This is a genomic window from Parvibaculum sp. (assembly GCF_002684405.1).
Lineage (GTDB): Bacteria > Pseudomonadota > Alphaproteobacteria > Parvibaculales > Parvibaculaceae > Parvibaculum.
The window spans coordinates 1-18152 of the sequence record NZ_NYVD01000076.1; the positions used below are offsets into that span (position 1 = coordinate 1).

Here is an 18152-nt window from a genome sequence, read left to right on the forward strand (position 1 = left end):
CGAGCCTGCTCTGCCTCATTGCCCTTCTCCTGCCTGCCGCAAGCGCCCATGCCGAGGACGGCGCTGCGCCGGAAAACAGCCTGCCGGTCCGTGTGGAGGTCGTAGGTGAAGCATCCGGTACCGCAACGCGCCATTTCGTGGGCCGCCTGGAAGCCGTCAGCACGGTCGACCTCTCCTTTGAAGTCGGCGGAAGGCTGGCAAAACTGCCGGTTCGCGAAGGCCAGGTCGTGTCGAAAGGCGACCTCGTCGCAGCCCTCGACCCGACCGATTTCGAACTCGCCGTCCGTCAGGCTGAGGTGCAGCGCTCGCTCGCCCTCAAGGAACTTGCCCGATACCGGAAACTGCTGAAACGGGACAATGTCTCCCAACAGGCTTTCGACAGGGCCCAGGCCGATTTCAGCCTGCGCGACGTCGCGCTGGACCAGGCGCGGCGCAATCTCGACTATGCGACGATCGAAGCGCCGTTCCGGGCGCTGGTGACGCGCCGCCTGATCGACAATTTCAGCGCGGTTCAGCCCAAACAGAATATTGTCCGGATACAGAACGTCACCGAAATCCGCGTCGCGATCCATGTACCCGAACAGCTCATCCACCTGACCGACAATGTGAATGCCATAAACGCCGTGGCGGTGTTCCCTTTTGCAGAAAATTTCGAACTGCCGCTCGAATATCGCGAACATGAGACCGAACCCGACCCCGTAACCCAGACCTACAAGGTTACCTTCGGCGCGCCGATCCCTGAAAATGCCCCGTCACCGGATAAGAAAACGATCCTTCCCGGCATGACCTGTTCCGTGCGGATCCAATTGGCCGAGAACAAGCCCAATGCGGTTTCCGTACCGCTATCCGCCGTCGACACCGACAGCAGAGGCGGCACCCGCGTCTGGGTCCTGGATGAGGAAACATCGACCGTTGCGCCGCACTCCGTCACGCTCGGACCGGTGCGCTCCGAACGGGTCGTTATTCTCCAGGGACTGAAAAAGGGCGAAACCATCGTCACCGCCGGCACACGACTTCTGCATGAAGGCGCTCTCGTCCATGCAGCCGAGCGGTTCTGAACGCGCCGGGGGGAAACGATTATGGATATTGCAGGCGCTTCGATCGATAAACCGGTCAACACATGGCTCATCGTGGCCATTTGCGTGATCGGCGGGCTCTGGGGGCTGATGACGGTCCCCCGTCTGGAAGACCCCAACTTCACCATCAAGAACGCGATCATCTTCACGCCCTATCCCGGTGCCACCGCCGCCGAGGTCGAGGAAGAAGTCACCGAACATATCGAGTCGGCGGTCCAGCAGCTTCCCCAGCTCAAGGAGGTGACATCGAAATCGACGCCCGGCATGTCCGAGGTGAAGGTGGAGATGAAGGACACCTACGATGCCCGGACCATCCCGCAGGTCTGGGACGAATTGCGCCGCAAGGTTCGCGATGTCCAGTCGAGCCTGCCTCAAGGTGCCGGCCCGTCGCACGTGAATGACGATTTCGGCGATGTGTTCGGCCTCTTCTATGCCGTGACCGCGCCCGATTTCAGCGACCGGGAAATCCGCAACATGGCGACCTTCCTGCGGCGCGAGCTTCTGACCGTGCCGGATGTGGCCAAGGTCGAAACCGCGGGCGAGCTATCCGAGGCGGTCTATGTCGAAGTGACGAACGAACGGCTTGCCTCGCTCGGCATCCCACTGGAACAGGTGATCCGTACCCTTCAGGCGGAAAACAGCATCGCGCCGGCAGGCGCCATCACGGTGGATGGACGGCGTGTGCGCGTTTCCACCGATCCCGGCTTCGATACCGTTTCGCAAATCGAGGCCTTGCGGCTCGGGCGGCCGGGTTCGACCGAACAGATCAGCCTGCTCGATGTCGCAAAGGTCACCCGCGAGCCGGTAGAAATTCCCGATCACATGATCTGGATCGACGGCCAGCGCGCCTTCACCCTCGCCATCGCAGGTGTGAAACACGCCAATATCGTGGATGTCGGCGAGGCGGTGGAAAATCGCCTGGAAGAACTCAAGCAGCAATTGCCGCTCGGCGTCGAGATCCACCCCATCTATGAGCAGCACAAGGTCGTCAACGAGGCGATCGACAATTTTATCCTGAACCTCATTCTTTCCGTCTCGATCGTGATCGGCGTGCTCTGCATTTTCATGGGCTGGCGCGTCGGGATCGTGGTTGGCATCACCCTGCTACTCAGCGTGCTGGGCACCTTCCTTTTCATGCGGCTTTTCGGCATCGAGGTGGAACGCATCTCGCTCGGCGCCCTCGTCATCGCAATGGGCATGTTGGTCGACAATGCCATCGTGGTGGCGGAAGGCATGCTGGTAAACATGCAGCGTGGCATGGCGGCGCGTCCCGCCGCCCAGCAGGCCGTCACCCGCACGCAATGGCCTTTGCTGGGCGCCACACTCATCGGTGTCGCAGCATTTTCCGGCATCGGCCTGTCCAATGACGTGACGGGCGAGTTCATGTTCTCGCTCTTTTTCGTGATTGCCGTGTCGCTCACATTGAGCTGGGTTCTCGCCGTCACCGTCACCCCCATGTTCGGCAACATGCTTCTGCAGGCGGGCAGCGGCAACGCCGAAGCCGATCCCTACGACAACGCCGCCGCGCACGGCTATCGCAGCCTTCTGAACCGTATGCTGCGCGCCCGCTGGCTCTGCGTGGCCGGCTTCATCGGCGTTACGCTCGGCTGTATCGGTCTTTTCGGCTTCGTCCCGCAATCCTTCTTTGCCGCCGCGAACACGCCGATCTTCTATCTCGACTACCAGCTGCCGGAAGGCACCGACATCCGCACCACGGCGCACGACCTGCTGGAAGTCGAATCCTATGTCCGCGAGCAGCCCGGTGTCGCGCAGGTCACCACGCTGGCAGGCCGCGGCGCCACGCGGTTCATGCTGACCTACGATCCGCATCAGCCCGATCCTTCCTACGGCCAGCTCATGATCCGCATGGATGACCGGGACGACATCCCGGCGCTGACGCAAAGCCTGCGCAAAACGCTGGGCGAGCGTTATCCCGATGCGCAGATCCGCACCAAGCGCATCGTCTTCGGCCCGCCCTCGGATGCCCGGATCGAAATTCGTTTCTCCGGCCACTCCCCCGATACGCTGCGCGCCCTGGGCGACAAGGCAATCGCCATCCTTCAGAAGAATGGCGACATCATCGACATCCGGCAGAACTGGCGGAACAAGGAACTCACCATCCGCCCGGTCTTCAACGAGGAACGCGCTCGCATCGCCGGCATCACGCGCGCCGACCTTGCGCGCGCCATGCGCTTTGCGACGGACGGCATCAAGGCCGGCACCTATCGCGAAGGCGAACGCCAGATCCCCATCGTGGTTCGCCCTCCGAACAAGGAGCGCCTCGACGTATCGCGGCTTGAAGACCGCCTCGTCTCCGGCTCCGGCGAGGCAACCTATGTGCCCGTCACGCAGATCGTGGACCGGTTCGAATTCGCGCCCCAGGACACGGTCATTCGCCGCCGGGACCGCATCCGAACCCTTACCGTGCAGGCTCAGCCGCGCGGCGAAATCACCGCCAGCCAGGCACGGAACGAAGTGCTGGAGCAGATCGAGTCCATCGACCTGCCGCCAGGCTATTCGGTCAGCTGGGGCGGCGAGTACGAGAACTCTAAAGAGGCACAAGGCTCTTTCGCCTCGCAGCTTCCCGTCGGCCTGACCGCCATGCTGATCATCTCGATCCTGATGTTCGGCAAGATCCGCCAGCCGCTCATCATCTGGCTGCTGATCCCCATGTCGATCTGCGGCGTCACGCTCGGCCTGCTTGTCAGCGGCCTCTCATTCAGCTTCGTGGCGCTGCTGGGCTTTATCAGCCTGTGGGGCATGCTGATGAAGAACGCCATCGTTCTGATCGACGAGATCGACCAGCAGATCGACAGCGGCAAGGAGAAGCATGCGGCGCTGATCGATGCGAGCATCAGCCGCCTGAGGCCGGTTTTCCTCGCCTCGGTCACGACCATCCTCGGCATGATCCCGCTGCTGACGGACGCCTTCTTTGCCAATATGGCGGTCACGATCATGGGCGGGCTGGCTTTTGCGACGATCCTCACCCTCGCCGCGGTGCCGGTGCTCTATTCGCTCTTCTTCCGCATCCGCTATGCGAAGGACACGGGCGCACAAGTTGCGAGCTAATCCGTACCGGCCATCAGCGCCCGCCAGAGCTTGTCGCCCATTTCCCGCGCGCCGGAGGGGCGCAAATGCACATGGTCGGGCCAGGCGCGTGGCGGGTCCTGCGTAACCCAGCGATGGATCGCGCAGCGCCCGCCCATCGCCGTTTCGCCATCCCAGAACCAGGCCCCTTTTTCCGCTGCGACCGCCTGCTGAAGCTCCCGCAGCTTGCCGAGTTTGGGTGGCGTCACCCAGCCATCGCCGCATGGCTCACCGGCCCCGCTGTCACGCGCACCGTCAAAGGCACCGAGCAGCGCAATGGAGGCCTGTGGCGCAATCCGCCTCAGCCGGTCAATTAAGGCGACAAGGCGCTTCCGATAGGCCGCCAGATCGAGCCCATCGTCGAAGCCCTCATTGGTGCCATATCCCAGAATGATGAGATCGGGCCGCCGCCGCTCGATTTGCGCATCGACGATGTCGTCCCGCCAATGTGAAACGATGCCGAGCCGCGCCGCCACCACGCCATAGCTGTCATACCGAACACCGCCCTCCTTCGCCCCGGAGCGCCGCACACCCCAGCCCAGAACGCGCACCGGACCGCCATTGCCGACCGGCGACAGCCTCAGATGGCGGGCTTGCGCGGCGGGCACGTAGAGCGTCACCAGCCCCGGCGTCTTGCGATAAGTGGAAAGTCGTAAAGGCGCGGCATCGTCGATGGCGAGCGAGAGGTAACCTGTATCGGGCGCTCCGGCGACTTCCACCTCCACGCCCTCGAAGGGCTCGTCCGCATCCAGCACCATCTCCGCATCGGCGCGCGCCGCGCTTGCCACGAAACCCTGTATGCCGAACGCCCCATGCGCATCGGCGGGCAGGCTCGACTTCACCTCCCACTCCCCGCTCATGGAGATCCGATAGCCCTGCACCGAGTAATATTGATAGGGCACACCGGGTTGCAGCCCCCGTCCGGCATTGCCGTAGCGCTCATTCCACAGCTTGCGCATCTCGCCGGTCAGATGATCGAGCGAGATATGGCTGTCGCCGAGATGCAGAATGGAAACGGGCCGTGTGCGCCTGCCGTCTTCGACGGCGGCAAGGGCTGCATGAAACTTCTCAAGACCAGGCACGGCACCGCCCTCATTCGCTACAGCGCAACCGCCGGTCATGAACAGGATCGTCGAGGCGAAAACCGCCATTCGCGCCCCTATGCGCAAACGGCCCATGCGCTCAATTGGTCCGGCCGAGCCAGCGCCAGTCATCGCTTCGCCCGGGACGCAAAACCGGCAGCGGCGCCGAAATCTCTGCAACCTGCTCCGATTTCTTCGGCTTGGCTTGCGGCCCTTTCGCTTTGGCCATGGCAATGGGGGTCGGCGCACCTTGTTTCAGACCTTGCTTGACGCGATCGGCCATGCGCTTGCCCAGAAGCTCATAGCCGGCCATGGAAAAATGAATGCCGTCTTCGGCGCGCAGCAGCCGCTTGCGCCCGAACCTGTCCGCACCATAAGCCTCATAGGCGCCGTTCTCATCGGTGCCGAGATCCCGCGTCCGTACGAATTGAATGCCTTCCTTGCGCGTCTCTTCCTCGAAGATACGATTGAACTTCTGCATATCCGCATCGAATCCCGACGAGCGCATCACGGGAAGTTCCATCCAGTAGATCTGCGCGCCGGTCTCCTTCAACGTGTCGATGAATTCCTCCACGCGCTCCGCATAAATTTTCTCCCACTCGGGAGAAAAGCGCGCATGACGCTTGCCGTTCACGACCATGGCCTGCCGGTCGTTCGTTCCCATCACCACGACGGCGATATCGATGGGCGTATCGGCGGCGATCTCCTCGACGACCTTGTTCCAGTTATAATAGTCGTGCCGGACGAGCCCCGTCGCAACTTTCGATTTCTTGATGACCTTGAACCGCTTGTCCTTGCGCAGCACGTGGTAGAGACCCGCCCAGAGCCCGTCGCCCAGCGAGTCCCCCAGCACCACGAGGTTGTACGGGCCTTTATGCGCCACAGGCTCGGGTTTCGCCGCGGGCGCCGCCGGCTTCGCGGGCACGGCCCCCTCTTCGGTAAGCGCCGCCTCGCTGACGCCGCCACCGGCAGAGACCGCCGCGTCTGACAGACGCTGGCTCGGCGTTATGGCCATGGGATCGGCATGGGCCGGGAAAGGCACTGCGAAAAGCGCCATGGCCGCCAACAGCAATGCTGCCGCCACCCTCCTGCCAGCCATCGACAATTCCAGCTTCAACTCAACCCCCTGGGACCACCAAATCATCGGCATAGCGCCGCAATGGCACGTTTTCGCGCCCGAACGCCTGCTTTCTCCCAATCAATGCAGCGCTCATGCCCAACGAGAACCCTGCCGATGTCCCGTATCGGGACACAGTCTAAGGGCGTCATAGAGCGATGCAACGAAGGATGGAAGGGGGAGATAACCCGGAATGGGTCAGCTGGCGTGCCGGAGTATCTCCGATACAACACGCTCCAGCTCCTTCAGCGAGGCGCATGTCACGGCCTTGTCGCAATAGGGCTGGAGGCGCCGCATTTCGCTGTCGCCGCTGTTCCACATGGAGCGGCCTTCGGGATTGAGCCAGATCACCCGGCGCGCGCGCTCATGCACCTTGTGCAGCAGGTCGCTGCGCGGATCGCCATAGTTCGAGCGCGCATCGCCGAGGATGAGGATCGTGGTGCGGTGATCGATATCGTCCAGCGCAAGATCGGTGAAATCCTCGAACGCCTTGCCATAGTCGGTCGACCCGCCGCCATGCTCCTGCAGCGCGGTGGCCATCGCCATTTCGATGTCTTCCGTCTTGAAGAGATCCGTCACTTCGCCCAGCCGGCCGGAGAACGCGAAGCTGCGCACATCCGGCAACACTTCCTGCATGGAATAGAGAAACATCAGCAGGAAGCGCGACACCTGCGCGACCGAGCCGGAGACATCGCAAATCGCCATCACCTTGGGCCGGTCCACTTTCTTCTTCTTCCAGATCGTGTGGAAGAGCAGACCGTCGAACTCGATATTGGCTCGGATCGTCCGGCGCACATCGAGGACGCCGCGCTGCGTGACCTTGCGGCGGCGCGAATGCAGTGCAACGAGCTTCTTCGCCATCTTGCGCACGAGCTGGCGGATGATCTTGATGTCGGAGCGGTCCACATTGGTGAGACGCACCTGGCTCAGCACTTCCTCACGAAGCTGACGCCCCGCATTGGCGGTGAAGATTTCGAGCTGCTTCTCGACATAGTCGCGCACCTGCTCGCGCAGCCCGTCGCGCGCCTCGCGCAGATTTTCCGCTCCGGCCTCATTACCGTTCGCCTGTCGGCGGTCGATTTCCTCGTTCAGACCGTCGAGACCCATCGCCTCCATGATCCGCCGCGTGTAGAGGCCACGCTGCGTGAAGAGCCGGATATTGTTGAGCTGTGCCTCCCGCGCGCCCTCGGCGAGCGCCATCTGCAATTCGGTCTGGTCGCCGCGCTCCAGCAACGCCACAAGATCGCGCTCCGTCGCAGCCCCCTCGCCCGCTTCGGTCGCGCCGCCGCTGCCGCCGCCGGAAGAAGGGCCGCCTTCACCCTGCTGGCCTTCGCCACTCTGACCACTCTGGCCTTGTTGGTCGCTTTCCTGCTGGCCGCTTTCGGCATCGCCCTCACCGTCGCCGCCCTCGGCTTCCGTGTCGGCATTGCCATTGGCCGCTTTCTGGTTCTTGAACTGGTCGAACGCGAAATAACGGTCGAAGGTTTCGTCGAAGGAGGTTTTCTCTTCCTCCGACTTCGCCAGCACCTGCCCCAGCGCATCTTTCAGCACCTGCCGGTCGTCATAGCCGACAAGCTGAATGACATCGCCCGCATCGATGGTCTCCGACGTCGACACGCGAACGTCGGAGGCCCGCAGCGCCCGAATGAAATCGCCGAGAACATCGCTCATTGCCGCTCTACTCCGCCGCGGCCTGCGCCTTCGACGTCAGCGCATTCAGCTCGCCATCGACATTCTCGATGTCGTCCTGGAACTTCAGCAGGACATTGAGCGTCTCGCGCACCATGTCGACGCCCAGATCTTCCGCATGCAGCAGGACCAGCGTGCGCGCCCAGTCGATGGTCTCGCTGACGGCGGGCTTCTTTTTCAGATCGAGTTCACGAAGGCCCTGGACGAAACTGACGAGCTGCTCGCGCAGCTTTTCGGACGCCTCGGGCACACGCGCCGCGATGATCTTCTTTTCGAGCGCTGCTTCCGGGAACGGAATGTAGAGATGCAGGCAGCGCCGTTTCAGCGCATCGCCGATCTCGCGCGTATTGTTGGAGGTCAGGAACACGATGGGCGTCGTGCGCGCCTTGATCGTGCCAAGCTCCGGCACCGAAATCTGGTAGTCGGCCAGTAGCTCCAGCAGGAAAGCCTCGAACTCGTCATCCGACTTGTCGATCTCGTCGATCAGCAGCACCGCGCCGCCCGGCTGCCACAGCGCCTTCAGCAGCGGCCGCGGTTCCAGAAACTCTTCGCTGAAGAAGGTGTCGTCGAAATCATGCAGCCGCGCCATGGACTCCTTCAGCCCGTGCGCGCCGGTCATCAGATCGCCGAGCTTTTCCTTCAGCACCTGCGTGTAGAGAAGCTGCTTGCCGTATTTCCACTCGTAAAGCGCCTTGGCCTCGTCGAGGCCCTCATAGCATTGCAGCCGGATGAGCGGCTTGCCGACGAGTTCCGCCGTTGCCTTGGCAAGCTCGGTCTTGCCCACGCCGGGCGGCCCCTCGATCAGCAGCGGCTTTTGCAGTCGCTGCGCCAGGAAGATCGAAGTCGCGATCTGGCTGGAGCAGATATACCCGCTCTTCTCGAAGCCCGATCTGATCTCGTCGATTGCATTTGTCGAAGAACTCAACGCCCTACTCCCGATAGTCCAGTTTCTTGTTGGCGGCACATTATCATGGGCAAGGGACCGCGCCTAACGTCCCGTCAGCCCCGGCCTGACCACTGCTGCACGACACCCCGTCTGATTTTGAACGATCGCGCCGCTGGCGTCGCCGCCAGCCGGGGCTATAATCGCCGCCAAATACTCAAAAGAAGCGACACCAGGGAGAAACGAGATGACGGCCATCAATGACGTCGGAGATCTGACAGTAGAAGGCGATATCGGGGTCCTGACCCTCAATTCGCCGCCGGTCAACGCCCTGTCCGCGCCGGTGCGCGAGGCAATCCACGAAGGCATCAAGCAGGCCATCGCCGACGATAAGGTGAAAGCGATCGTCCTCATCTGCGACGGCCGCACCTTCATCGCGGGCGCAGACATCACCGAGTTCGGCAAGGCCCCGTCGGGCCCCAGCCTCTTCGACGCGCAGGACATGATCGAAAATGCGCCCAAGCCCGTCATCGCCGCCATTCACGGCACGGCACTTGGCGGCGGCCTCGAGGTCGCGCTCACCTGCCATTACCGCGTGGCCGTCCCGTCCGCCAAATGCGGCCTGCCGGAAGTCAATCTCGGCCTCCTGCCCGGTGCCGGCGGCACGCAGCGCCTGCCCCGCATCGTAGGCGCCCAGAAGGCGCTTGAGATGATGACGGCCGGCACCCATGTGGGCGCCAAGCAGTGCCTTGAAATGGGTCTCGTCGATGAACTCGCCGAGGAAGGCAAGCTGCGCGATGGCGCCATCGCCTTTGCGAAAAAGGTGCTCGCCGAGAACCGCCCGCTGGTGAAGATCCGCGAGCAGAACGACAAGGTCGAAGCCGATCGCGGCAAGCCGGAAATCTTCGAGAATTTCCGCAAGGCCAATGCCCGCAAGTTCCGCGGCTTCCTGGCGCCGGAATACAACATCCAGTGCATCGAGGCGGCGGTGAACCTCCCCTTCGAGGAAGGCATCAAGGTCGAACAGAAGCTCTTCCGCGAACTTGTGACGGGCACCCAGTCCGCCGCGCAGCGCCACGTCTTCTTTGCCGAACGCCAGGTCTGGAAGCTGCCGGACGTACCGAAAGATACCCCCATCATCCCGGTGGAGCGCGTCGGCATCATCGGCGCCGGCACCATGGGCGGCGGCATCGCCATGAACTTCCTGAATTCCGGCATCCCCGTCACCATCGTGGAGACGAAGCAGGAAGCGCTGGACCGGGGCGTCGCCACCATCCGCAAGAACTATGAGAACAGCGCCAAGAAGGGCCGCTTCTCCATGGACGAGGTGGAAAAGCGCATGGGGCTTCTCACGCCCACGCTGAAGATGGAAGACCTCGGCACAGCCGACCTCATCATCGAGGCCGTCTTCGAGAACATGGATGTGAAGAAGGACGTCTTCGGCAAGCTCGACAAGATCGCCAAGGACGGCGCCATCCTCGCCACCAACACCTCGGCGCTAAACATCGACGAGATCGCCACGGCGGTGAAGCGGCCGGAAGCCGTGATCGGCCTCCACTTCTTCTCGCCCGCCAATGTGATGAAGCTCCTGGAAGTCGTCCGCGCCGACAAAACCTCGAAGTCAGTCATCGCGACCTCCATGCAGATCGCCAAGAAGATCGGCAAAGTCGCAGCCCTGGTCGGTGTCTGCCCGGGCTTTGTCGGCAATCGCCTTCTCGCCCAGCGTCAGCGCGAAGCACAGAAGCTCATCATGGAAGGCGCCATGCCCTGGGATGTGGACCGCGTGCTCTACGATTTCGGTCTGCCTATGGGTCCCTTCGCCATGTCCGACCTTGCCGGTCTCGATATCGGCTGGAACAAGGAAAAGTCGAAAGGCGAAACGCTCCGCGACCGCCTCTGCGAAATGGACCGCCGCGGCCAGAAGACCGGTGCGGGCTATTACGACTATGACGAGAAGCGCAACGCGACCCCTTCGCCGGTCGTCGAGAAGATGATCCTCGATTATGCCGCCGAAAAGGGCATCAACCGCCGGCAGATTTCCGACGATGAAATCCTCGAGCGTTGCATCTATCCGATGATCAATGAAGGCGCCAAGATCCTCGAGGAAGGCAAGGCCATCCGTGCCTCCGACATCGATATCGTCTGGATCTACGGCTATGGCTTCCCGCGCTATCGCGGCGGCCCGATGTTCTATGGCGACACCGTCGGCCTCGACAAGGTGCTCGGCAAGATGAAGGAGTTCCAGTCGCAGATGGGTGACGACTTCAAGCCCTCCGCCCTGCTCGAAAAGCTCGTCGCCGAAGGCAAGGGCTTCAAGGATCTCTGATCCCCGATAACGACCTCACATCGCAAGGGCGGGTTACTTAGCGGTACCCGCCCTTTTTCACGCCTCTCTTGCGACCCGCCGCGCGACGCGGCAAAGTTCCGGCAAACGACATGGAACAAGAAGCAGGAGGAAAAGCCGTGAGCACCAACGAACAGATCGTCCGCAACTTCGTTTCCGCATGGTCGCGCCTCGACGTCGACGACCTCACGGATTTTTTCACCCAGGATGGCATCTACCACAACATGATGCTCGACCCCGTAAAGGGTCGCGACAACATCCGCGAATTCATCAAGGGGTTCGCAGGCAACTGGACCGAACCGGACTGGGAACTCCTCAACATCGCCGTCAATGGCCATGTCGTCTTCACCGAGCGCGTGGACCGCATGAAGGTGGACGGGAAGCTCGTTGCTCTGCCCGTCTGCGGCGTCTTCGAGGTTCGGGACGGTAAAATTTCTGCTTGGCGTGATTATTTTGATCTTCCGACCTATACGGATGCGGTCGGTTGATCAACTTCTGCACTACGATACCGACCCGCATGGCGGATCGAAATCCATGCCCAGTTCCCCAGAGCGGCGGGTCGGCGTACGGATGTGGCAGGAGACCGCCGGCGGCATGTCGCCTCCGGATGCGCTTGCTGCATAGAGTTTCGACAGTTCGTTACTCTCTGCGCAAAGCGTGCTTGAAGAGAGCGCCGCGGCGAGCTTGATGCCCGCACCGGTCGAGCCCAAACTTTCGTCGCGCGCGGCCACCGACGAATACTACTCCGATATCGCACCCCCACATTTACGTTCGCAAACGCCCATAGAACTGAGACCAGCGCCGTCTTTTGTTCGTCGGATGGAAAAAGGGCCTCGATACAGCCGAAGACGATGTCGTTAGCGCCTTGCTCCTGCTGAAACATGACTGCAGGCAGACGATCAGCCGCGCCCGTCCTGTCCGGCAATTACTGACGTGGCTCTCCGGGATTTAGCGTAATCGCTGTCCGATAGTTCTGAAATCCGCAGGTGCCACCCCCCAGCTCGCTCAGAACGACAATTCGCGCTCGCCAGACATGCTTTTGAGGGCTCTTGCGGTCCGCCACGATGTCGCTCAATCGTTAACAATCGACCGCGGATACGGTGAAGGAAATGCCACTGCGCATCCTTTAAGAACGATTGGCAGGCATCGAATGATTTTTCATGAACCGCTATTTTGGGAACGATATTTCATGAAATGTGCTTTTGGTGAAGCTATTTTCGCCAGGCATGCTTATTTTTCATATAATTTGTATTTTTGGTATCAAAATTCATAAGTGAGAATCGTTTTTCATGGGTAATGGGGCAGAATTTCATTTTGCAGGGCCGGTGACTGTTTTTCAGGAGAGGCGTCTTCCGGAACGGGCGACCCCTGCCGGGTACAGCGCGTTGATCGAGGCTTGCGGACTGGCAGTGCCTCTACCGCGAACGCTCTCCGCCATTGGCGAGCGCCATCGCGTGTTGGAGGAAGGCGGCTGGCGCATTCTCACACCGCGACATGCGCCGCATCCGACTTTGGAGGGCCATCTCACTTTCGCTCTCAAATATGAGGGGCTCGATCTTGCAGTCCTGAAACGAATTTTCCTGACAGTCGGTGCCGTTCCCATTGAGGCTTTGGTGCGCGACACGCCCACTGGCACATACGCGCGCCGCCTCTGGTTTCTCTATGAATGGTTGATCGGTCAAAGGCTCGATTTGCCCGATGCCCAAGCGGGCCGTTATGCCCCGGTCGTCGATCCGGCGCAGCAATGGGCGGTGGCCGGGGAGACTTCGCCTCGGCATCGCGTGAAGAACAACCTGCCTGGCACGCCGGACTTTTGCCCATTGGTTTTTCGCACTGAAACGCTGGAGCGTTTCGTTGTGTCAAACCTATCGGCGCGCGCGCAAGAAATTGTCGCGAATGTTTCACGCGATCTGCTGGCGCGTACCGCCACCTTTCTCTTGCTCAAAGATTCTAAATCGAGCTATGCGATTGAGGGGGAGCGCGCACCGCAGGATCGCATCCAGCGATGGGGACGCGCTATTGGCGAAGCAGGTCAGCACGAATTGGACCTGGAAGAGCTATTGCGCTTGCAGCGGATCGTCATTGGCGATGCTCGCTTTATCAAGCTTGGTCTGCGTGACGAGGGGAGATTCATCGGAGAGCATGAGCGTGATATGCGCATGCCCTTGCCAGATCATATCAGCGCCAGACCGGAGGACCTGCCGAGTCTGATCGACGGCATGGTCTCTTTCGATGGGGGACCTGCGCGCGATCTTGATCCCGTGATTGCGGCGACCATTCTCGCCTTCGGTTTTGTCTATATCCACCCCTTTGTTGACGGCAACGGCCGTATTCACCGCTACCTTATTCATCACGTGCTGGCGCAGCGCGAATTTAATCCGCCCGGTGTCGTGTTCCCAGTTTCTGCGGCTATTCTGGAGCAGATCGATGAGTACCGGCGTGTCCTGGAAAGTTACTCGACGCGGCTGTTGCCTTTGATCGATTGGGAGCCGACCGAAGATTTCAATGTGCATGTTTTGAACGATACCGGCGATTTTTACCGGTTCTTCGATGCGACGCCCCACGCCGAGTTTCTCTATACCTGCGTGCGCAAGACTATCGAAGAAGACCTACCATACGAGACGGACTTTCTGCGCCGCTACGATCAGTTCCGGCAGCAGGTGACGGACTTCATCGACATGCCGGATCGGTTGATCAACCTTCTGTTCCGTTTCTTGCAACAGAATGAAGGGCAGTTCTCGAAACGCGCCCGCGATCGTGAGTTCGAAGCGCTGACCAATGAGGAAACACAGCGCATCGAACGCATTTATCAAGATGCTTTCGATGGCATGCGCGAATCCGCTCGATGAAGTCGCCCTGGTGTCGGGTTCAAAAAGGTCTTCTTCTGTGATGGTAAGGTTGGGTCGGCTTGCAACCGATAGCCAGTTGCCTGGCTGATCCCCGCCTTGGCCGCGGCCACAGAAACGGTGCGGGTCTGCCTGAGCGTCATGAAGAGCCTCACTTTTTGGTCAGTGACATGACGGCCCGGCATGAACGATCTCCTTACGCAGAAAATCATTCCCTAGCCGAGCCGGTCACGACCGTCAGACCGACCCATTTGGGGCGCAACGCGAGGGTGGGGCGTCGCAGGGAGGCGTAGCCCGACTTGAAAGGCCCACCCCCGCGTTCTCATCCTGGTAGACGCTGGATTCTCACCTTGTTTGTCGCGCGGCAAAGTTGAACGCTTTACTTCGCACTTTCCAAGGAACAGGGCCTCCCTTTAGAGGGGCGCCACCTCGGTTCGCATGACATTGAAAATCCGGTCCGCGTCAGGCTTCGCCACGCCCGCTTGCGATGCAAACTCAGGCCACCTCATCACACTTTCCCGAACCTCGCGCACGATCTCGGCTGCTTTCCTTTCCTTAAACCCGCAATACGCTCCGAAGGCGATCAGGTCGTCATATGTGAAGTGATCACGTTTGCCGTTTAGGCTCATTTGATGCTGATGCGTCCAGTCCCCATTCGGGTTGTAGGAATAGCTCACGTCAAAAGCCGGAGAGAGGCTCCATACCCCCTTTCGATCCATGAGAAACGCAACGTTCTTGACGTGATCGTCCTGGTTTCGCGCGAGAAGGTTGAGAACAGCTCGGCGGTACTGTTGCTCAATTGCGCTGATGGGCAGGCGCAGTAGACGGATCGTCTCTACGGCCTGCTCATATGAATTCGCGCCGGCAAGGTTGAAATCGAAGTGACGCAACGCTGCCAGGGACTGCATGTGCAGCTTTCCGCCGCTCTCGGTGCGATCGAAGCGCCGGGTCATGAAGTGCGCTCGTCCGCCTTCCTCATGCAGGCGACACTGGGTCATTTCGATACCGGCAGCACAAGCCATCATATAAAATCCGTATTCGATGCGGCCGAAGCCCTGTGGATCCGCGAATTCCCTGTCCCGATTGTTGGATATTCCGTCAAACTTCATCAGCCAGTAGGTGAACCCCTCCCCGGCTTCGACCTGTCCGGATCTGAATTCACCGGTCTCTTCGTTCCAGGCAAGAATGGCCTTCGCCCGGGCTCCACCGGCGGAGGTGCCGACGCGGAGGATCTCTTCCAGCTGCTCGTGGTCATCGCCTCCTGTCAGCACCCCTGACAGGTCCTCCCGTTGGTTCAGGACCTGGTTTGCCAGAGAGACCAAGGCCTCGATATCCAACCGTCGCGATTTGCGCACACCGGCCGGTATCGTCGGGTGGAACTCGAGCGCACCCATCCCACGGGTGCCGATGTAGCAGAGACGCTCTACCGGATTGAAACTGGAAGCGCTGCGTCCACGAGCCGCCAACCAGGCGTTGATCAGGGCGTTGCCAAATTTGTCCGGCAACGAGTCCGCGAGTAAGCCGGGTAGCCCTCTAAACGCATCGCGAGGGAGCCCGGGAAACTCGTAAGGAGACTCGCGTAGCGGCATCACGATCGGAGAGAGCTGGATATTGCTTTGGGTGAAGTCGGGCTCATACTGAAAAACGCCAAGGCCGCGATCCGCAACCCAACTCACAGCTCCAATATTCCGCCCCCAGAGGCGCACCTGTGCGTCGGTGCTCATTCGTCACCCCATTCCCAGTCTTCCTTGGAAGATGGTTGCGTCGAGCCGCTCGCGCGACGTCGCTCCCTCCCGCCCAAGCGTACGCGCTCTACCGGACGGACCTCGGGATCCGGCAACGCCTGCACCAAGGCGCCTCCCAGATTGAACACCTCCAACACGCGCAGGATCGTTTCAAGCGACACGTTCCGACCGGCCTCCAGTCGCTTTACAGTTTTCTCGGCAAGCCCAGCCTCGGCTGCCAGGTCCGCCTGCGTGATATTCCGGCTCAGCCTAAGCTTGGCAACGCGATCGCCGATCTCCGCGAGACGCTCTTCCAGAGTCACAGCCTCGCCGATGACGTAGTGTGTCATATGTTACCCCTTAAACTATGATTTTTGCTTATATGGGTAACATATGGACCACTACGTATTTTTTCAATGAGAATCTTATAAGAGTATTTTTTGTCCCCTTAATTACAATTTCAATCGAAAAAGGTTATATATGACCTCTTAAGTTAACTCCAACGGTTCCTGTTATCTTGCGCACGGTGCGCGCCCCCTTGAGGTTCAAGCTTTGAACAAGTCGTCCTTTTTTGCGTTGATACCTGTTGTCACGCCGCCGTAATCCGGTTACGCCTTGCCAAGGCAAGAGGTGACCGCATGTCGAAAGATCGAACAGCAGGCGAACGAGTGCGGCGATATCGGAACGCCCAAAGTCGGGAGCGCGGGATCCGCAGGGTCGAGGTGCAGTTGCCGGCTTGGGGCGTTCATGCCGTGAAGGCGCGCGCCGCCAGGTTGCGTTCCGCGCGCGAGCACGCCGATGCCGCACGGGCCGACATCGATCTGATCCTTGGAACCCTCAATGCGCCGCGGCCGGAGTGGATCGATGCGGAAACCCTGGTTTCTTGCTTGTACGCAGAGCAAGCTGATCCGCGATGGATCCCTCATATGAGGGCTTTCTTCGACGAAATATCTATCGGCGCAATTCATGACATCGTTCTCGCCGGCGTCGTGGATTTCGAAACGCTCTATCGCGCAGCACGCACTTGGAGGGCGCTGGATGGAAACGCTGCCCCCTGGATCAAGGAAATGGCCGACCTCAAAATGGAAGGCCCTGCTCCGTGATGCGATCCGGATTCTTGATGCGAGCGCTACCCCGACGCCCTGGCTTTTTGGCGGCGGAACCGCACTTGCCGTCCACTACAAGCACCGGGTGAGTTATGACGTCGATATCTTTGTGCCCAGCCAGGATGCGTTGCGAGACCTTGCTCCGCAACGCAATGCGATTACAAAATCCGTTCTCGGAGAAAACAAGACCAACCTTCCGGGCAACTATCTCAAGCTAAGGTTCCCGTACGGAGAGATCGCCTTCATCACGGGCGGGCGCCGGACGGACACACCTTCCCAAGCATGGGAGTTTGCAGGGCGCGTGATCGACATCGAAACGCCATGGGAGACCGCGACCAAGAAGATGTTCTTTCGCGCCTCGTCCCTGAAGATCCGCGATATCTTCGACATAGCGGCCGTCATCGATCACCACGGAGACGAGCTCAGAGAATGCCTTCCGGAGGTCGAAGATCGCCTTCCCAATGTGCTGGACCGTGTCAAATCACATCAGCCAGCCTACGAAAGAAGAGTTCTGGGCGAGATCAATGCCACAAAGACGGGCCGCAAATACATGACCGCCGCCGCCATCGACTCCGTCGTTGGGTTTCTCGAGGACTGGGCTCACAGGCCGACTTGCGATCTCTGATAGCCGCCTTCCTTCGTCCCTAGCTCCTATAGCGCGACAATCTGGGTGAGATGCTGGCGACAATCAGGATGAGAACGTGGGGGTGGGGTCTCGCAGGGAGGGTGTAGCCCCACTGGAGAGGCTCCACCCCCGCGTTGCGCCCGGAAAGGGTGTGTGTCTGACGGTCGTGGCCGGCTCGGATAGGGAATGATTTTCTGCGCAAGGAGATCGTTCATGCCAGGCCTTCATGTCACCGACCAACAAACGAGGCTTTTCATGACGCTCAGACAGACTCATTCCACTCCCGTGGCCGCAGCGAAGACCGGGATCAGCCAAGCAACGGGCTATCGGCTGCAGGCCGACCCGTCTTTGCCATCTCAGAAGAAGGCCCCTCGCGGTCAACGTCGTCCGGATCCGCTTGCCGACATTTTCAACACGAAGGTCGCGCCGCTGCTGCGCTCCTCACCGGGGATCCGGCCTGTGGCGGTTCAAAATTGCGGGTTTCGGTAATTCCCGGACAAGCATTTCAGTAATTCCCGGACACGCGTTTCGGTAAATCCCGGACAGTGATTTCGCTAATTCCCGGACAGTTCC

General features: G+C 60.5%; 13 protein-coding genes and 2 pseudogenes. 8 read left to right on the plus strand and 7 right to left on the minus strand.

Features of this window, described 5'->3' with window-relative positions:
• Window positions 1–1058: efflux RND transporter periplasmic adaptor subunit (locus tag CMI59_RS06595; protein ID WP_293326365.1), on the plus strand; the 1058-nt coding region annotated here is incomplete at its 5' end.
• Between the two features lie 21 nt (window positions 1059–1079).
• On the plus strand, window positions 1080–4145 hold the full coding sequence (locus CMI59_RS06600) for an efflux RND transporter permease subunit (protein WP_293326368.1): 3066 nt from the start codon (window positions 1080–1082) through the stop codon (window positions 4143–4145).
• Here the strand turns inward: CMI59_RS06600 and CMI59_RS06605 are convergent.
• From CMI59_RS06605 to CMI59_RS06620, 4 genes are all read right to left on the minus strand, one after another.
• Window positions 4142–5314 carry a GDSL-type esterase/lipase family protein gene (locus CMI59_RS06605; protein ID WP_293326371.1) on the minus strand — a complete coding sequence of 391 codons (1173 nt, stop codon included), beginning with the start codon at window positions 5312–5314 and terminating at the stop codon, window positions 4142–4144. The two genes, CMI59_RS06600 and CMI59_RS06605, sit on opposite strands and share 4 nt — an antisense overlap.
• A gap of 31 nt (window positions 5315–5345) precedes the next feature.
• Entirely contained in the window at window positions 5346–6344 is a 999-nt protein-coding gene (locus tag CMI59_RS06610) for a DUF459 domain-containing protein (RefSeq protein WP_293326374.1), read from the minus strand.
• 216 nt (window positions 6345–6560) lie between these two features.
• The gene (locus CMI59_RS06615; RefSeq protein WP_293326377.1) at window positions 6561–8033 is read right to left on the minus strand and encodes a VWA domain-containing protein; all 1473 of its coding nucleotides are present in this window, start codon (window positions 8031–8033) and stop codon (window positions 6561–6563) included.
• A 7-nt stretch (window positions 8034–8040) separates the two neighbouring features.
• Window positions 8041–8976 carry a MoxR family ATPase gene (locus CMI59_RS06620; RefSeq protein ID WP_293326380.1) on the minus strand — a complete coding sequence of 312 codons (936 nt, stop codon included), beginning with the start codon at window positions 8974–8976 and terminating at the stop codon, window positions 8041–8043.
• Window positions 8977–9181: 205 nt separating this feature from the next.
• Here CMI59_RS06620 and CMI59_RS06625 point away from each other — a divergent pair, with 205 nt between their 5' ends.
• The 3 genes from CMI59_RS06625 to CMI59_RS06635 all read left to right on the plus strand — a co-directional run bounded on the left by CMI59_RS06625 (window position 9182) and on the right by CMI59_RS06635 (window position 14127).
• Window positions 9182–11260, plus strand: coding sequence for a 3-hydroxyacyl-CoA dehydrogenase NAD-binding domain-containing protein (locus tag CMI59_RS06625; RefSeq protein ID WP_293326383.1), 2079 nt, complete (start codon window positions 9182–9184; stop codon window positions 11258–11260).
• 137 nt (window positions 11261–11397) lie between these two features.
• Window positions 11398–11766: a limonene-1,2-epoxide hydrolase family protein gene (locus tag CMI59_RS06630; RefSeq protein ID WP_167090705.1), complete on the plus strand. Its 369-nt coding sequence runs from the start codon at window positions 11398–11400 to the stop codon at window positions 11764–11766.
• Window positions 11767–12567: 801 nt separating this feature from the next.
• On the plus strand, window positions 12568–14127 hold the full coding sequence (locus tag CMI59_RS06635) for a Fic family protein (protein WP_293326387.1): 1560 nt from the start codon (window positions 12568–12570) through the stop codon (window positions 14125–14127).
• 29 nt (window positions 14128–14156) lie between these two features.
• On the opposite strand, the pseudogene CMI59_RS06640 reads toward CMI59_RS06635, so the two are convergent.
• The 3 genes and pseudogenes from CMI59_RS06640 to CMI59_RS06650 all read right to left on the minus strand — a co-directional run.
• Window positions 14157–14309: pseudogene (locus CMI59_RS06640) on the minus strand (IS21 family transposase); the annotation flags it as partial.
• 228 nt (window positions 14310–14537) lie between these two features.
• Window positions 14538–15848: a type II toxin-antitoxin system HipA family toxin gene (locus tag CMI59_RS06645; protein WP_167090711.1), complete on the minus strand. Its 1311-nt coding sequence runs from the start codon at window positions 15846–15848 to the stop codon at window positions 14538–14540.
• On the minus strand, window positions 15845–16198 hold the full coding sequence (locus tag CMI59_RS06650; RefSeq protein WP_167090714.1) for a helix-turn-helix transcriptional regulator: 354 nt from the start codon (window positions 16196–16198) through the stop codon (window positions 15845–15847). Before CMI59_RS06650 ends, CMI59_RS06645 begins: the two co-directional genes overlap by 4 nt.
• A gap of 288 nt (window positions 16199–16486) precedes the next feature.
• Between CMI59_RS06650 and CMI59_RS06655 the strand changes: the two genes are divergently transcribed.
• The 3 genes and pseudogenes from CMI59_RS06655 to CMI59_RS06665 all read left to right on the plus strand — a co-directional run.
• Window positions 16487–16951, plus strand: a complete 465-nt coding sequence (locus CMI59_RS06655; RefSeq protein ID WP_167090716.1) for a hypothetical protein — start codon at window positions 16487–16489, stop codon at window positions 16949–16951.
• Window positions 16887–17579, plus strand: coding sequence for a nucleotidyl transferase AbiEii/AbiGii toxin family protein (locus tag CMI59_RS06660; RefSeq protein WP_167090719.1), 693 nt, complete (start codon window positions 16887–16889; stop codon window positions 17577–17579). Before CMI59_RS06655 ends, CMI59_RS06660 begins: the two co-directional genes overlap by 65 nt.
• Before the next feature lie 213 nt (window positions 17580–17792).
• Window positions 17793–18047, plus strand: a pseudogene (locus CMI59_RS06665) (IS21 family transposase); the annotation flags it as partial.
• Window positions 18048–18152 lie beyond the last annotated feature (105 nt).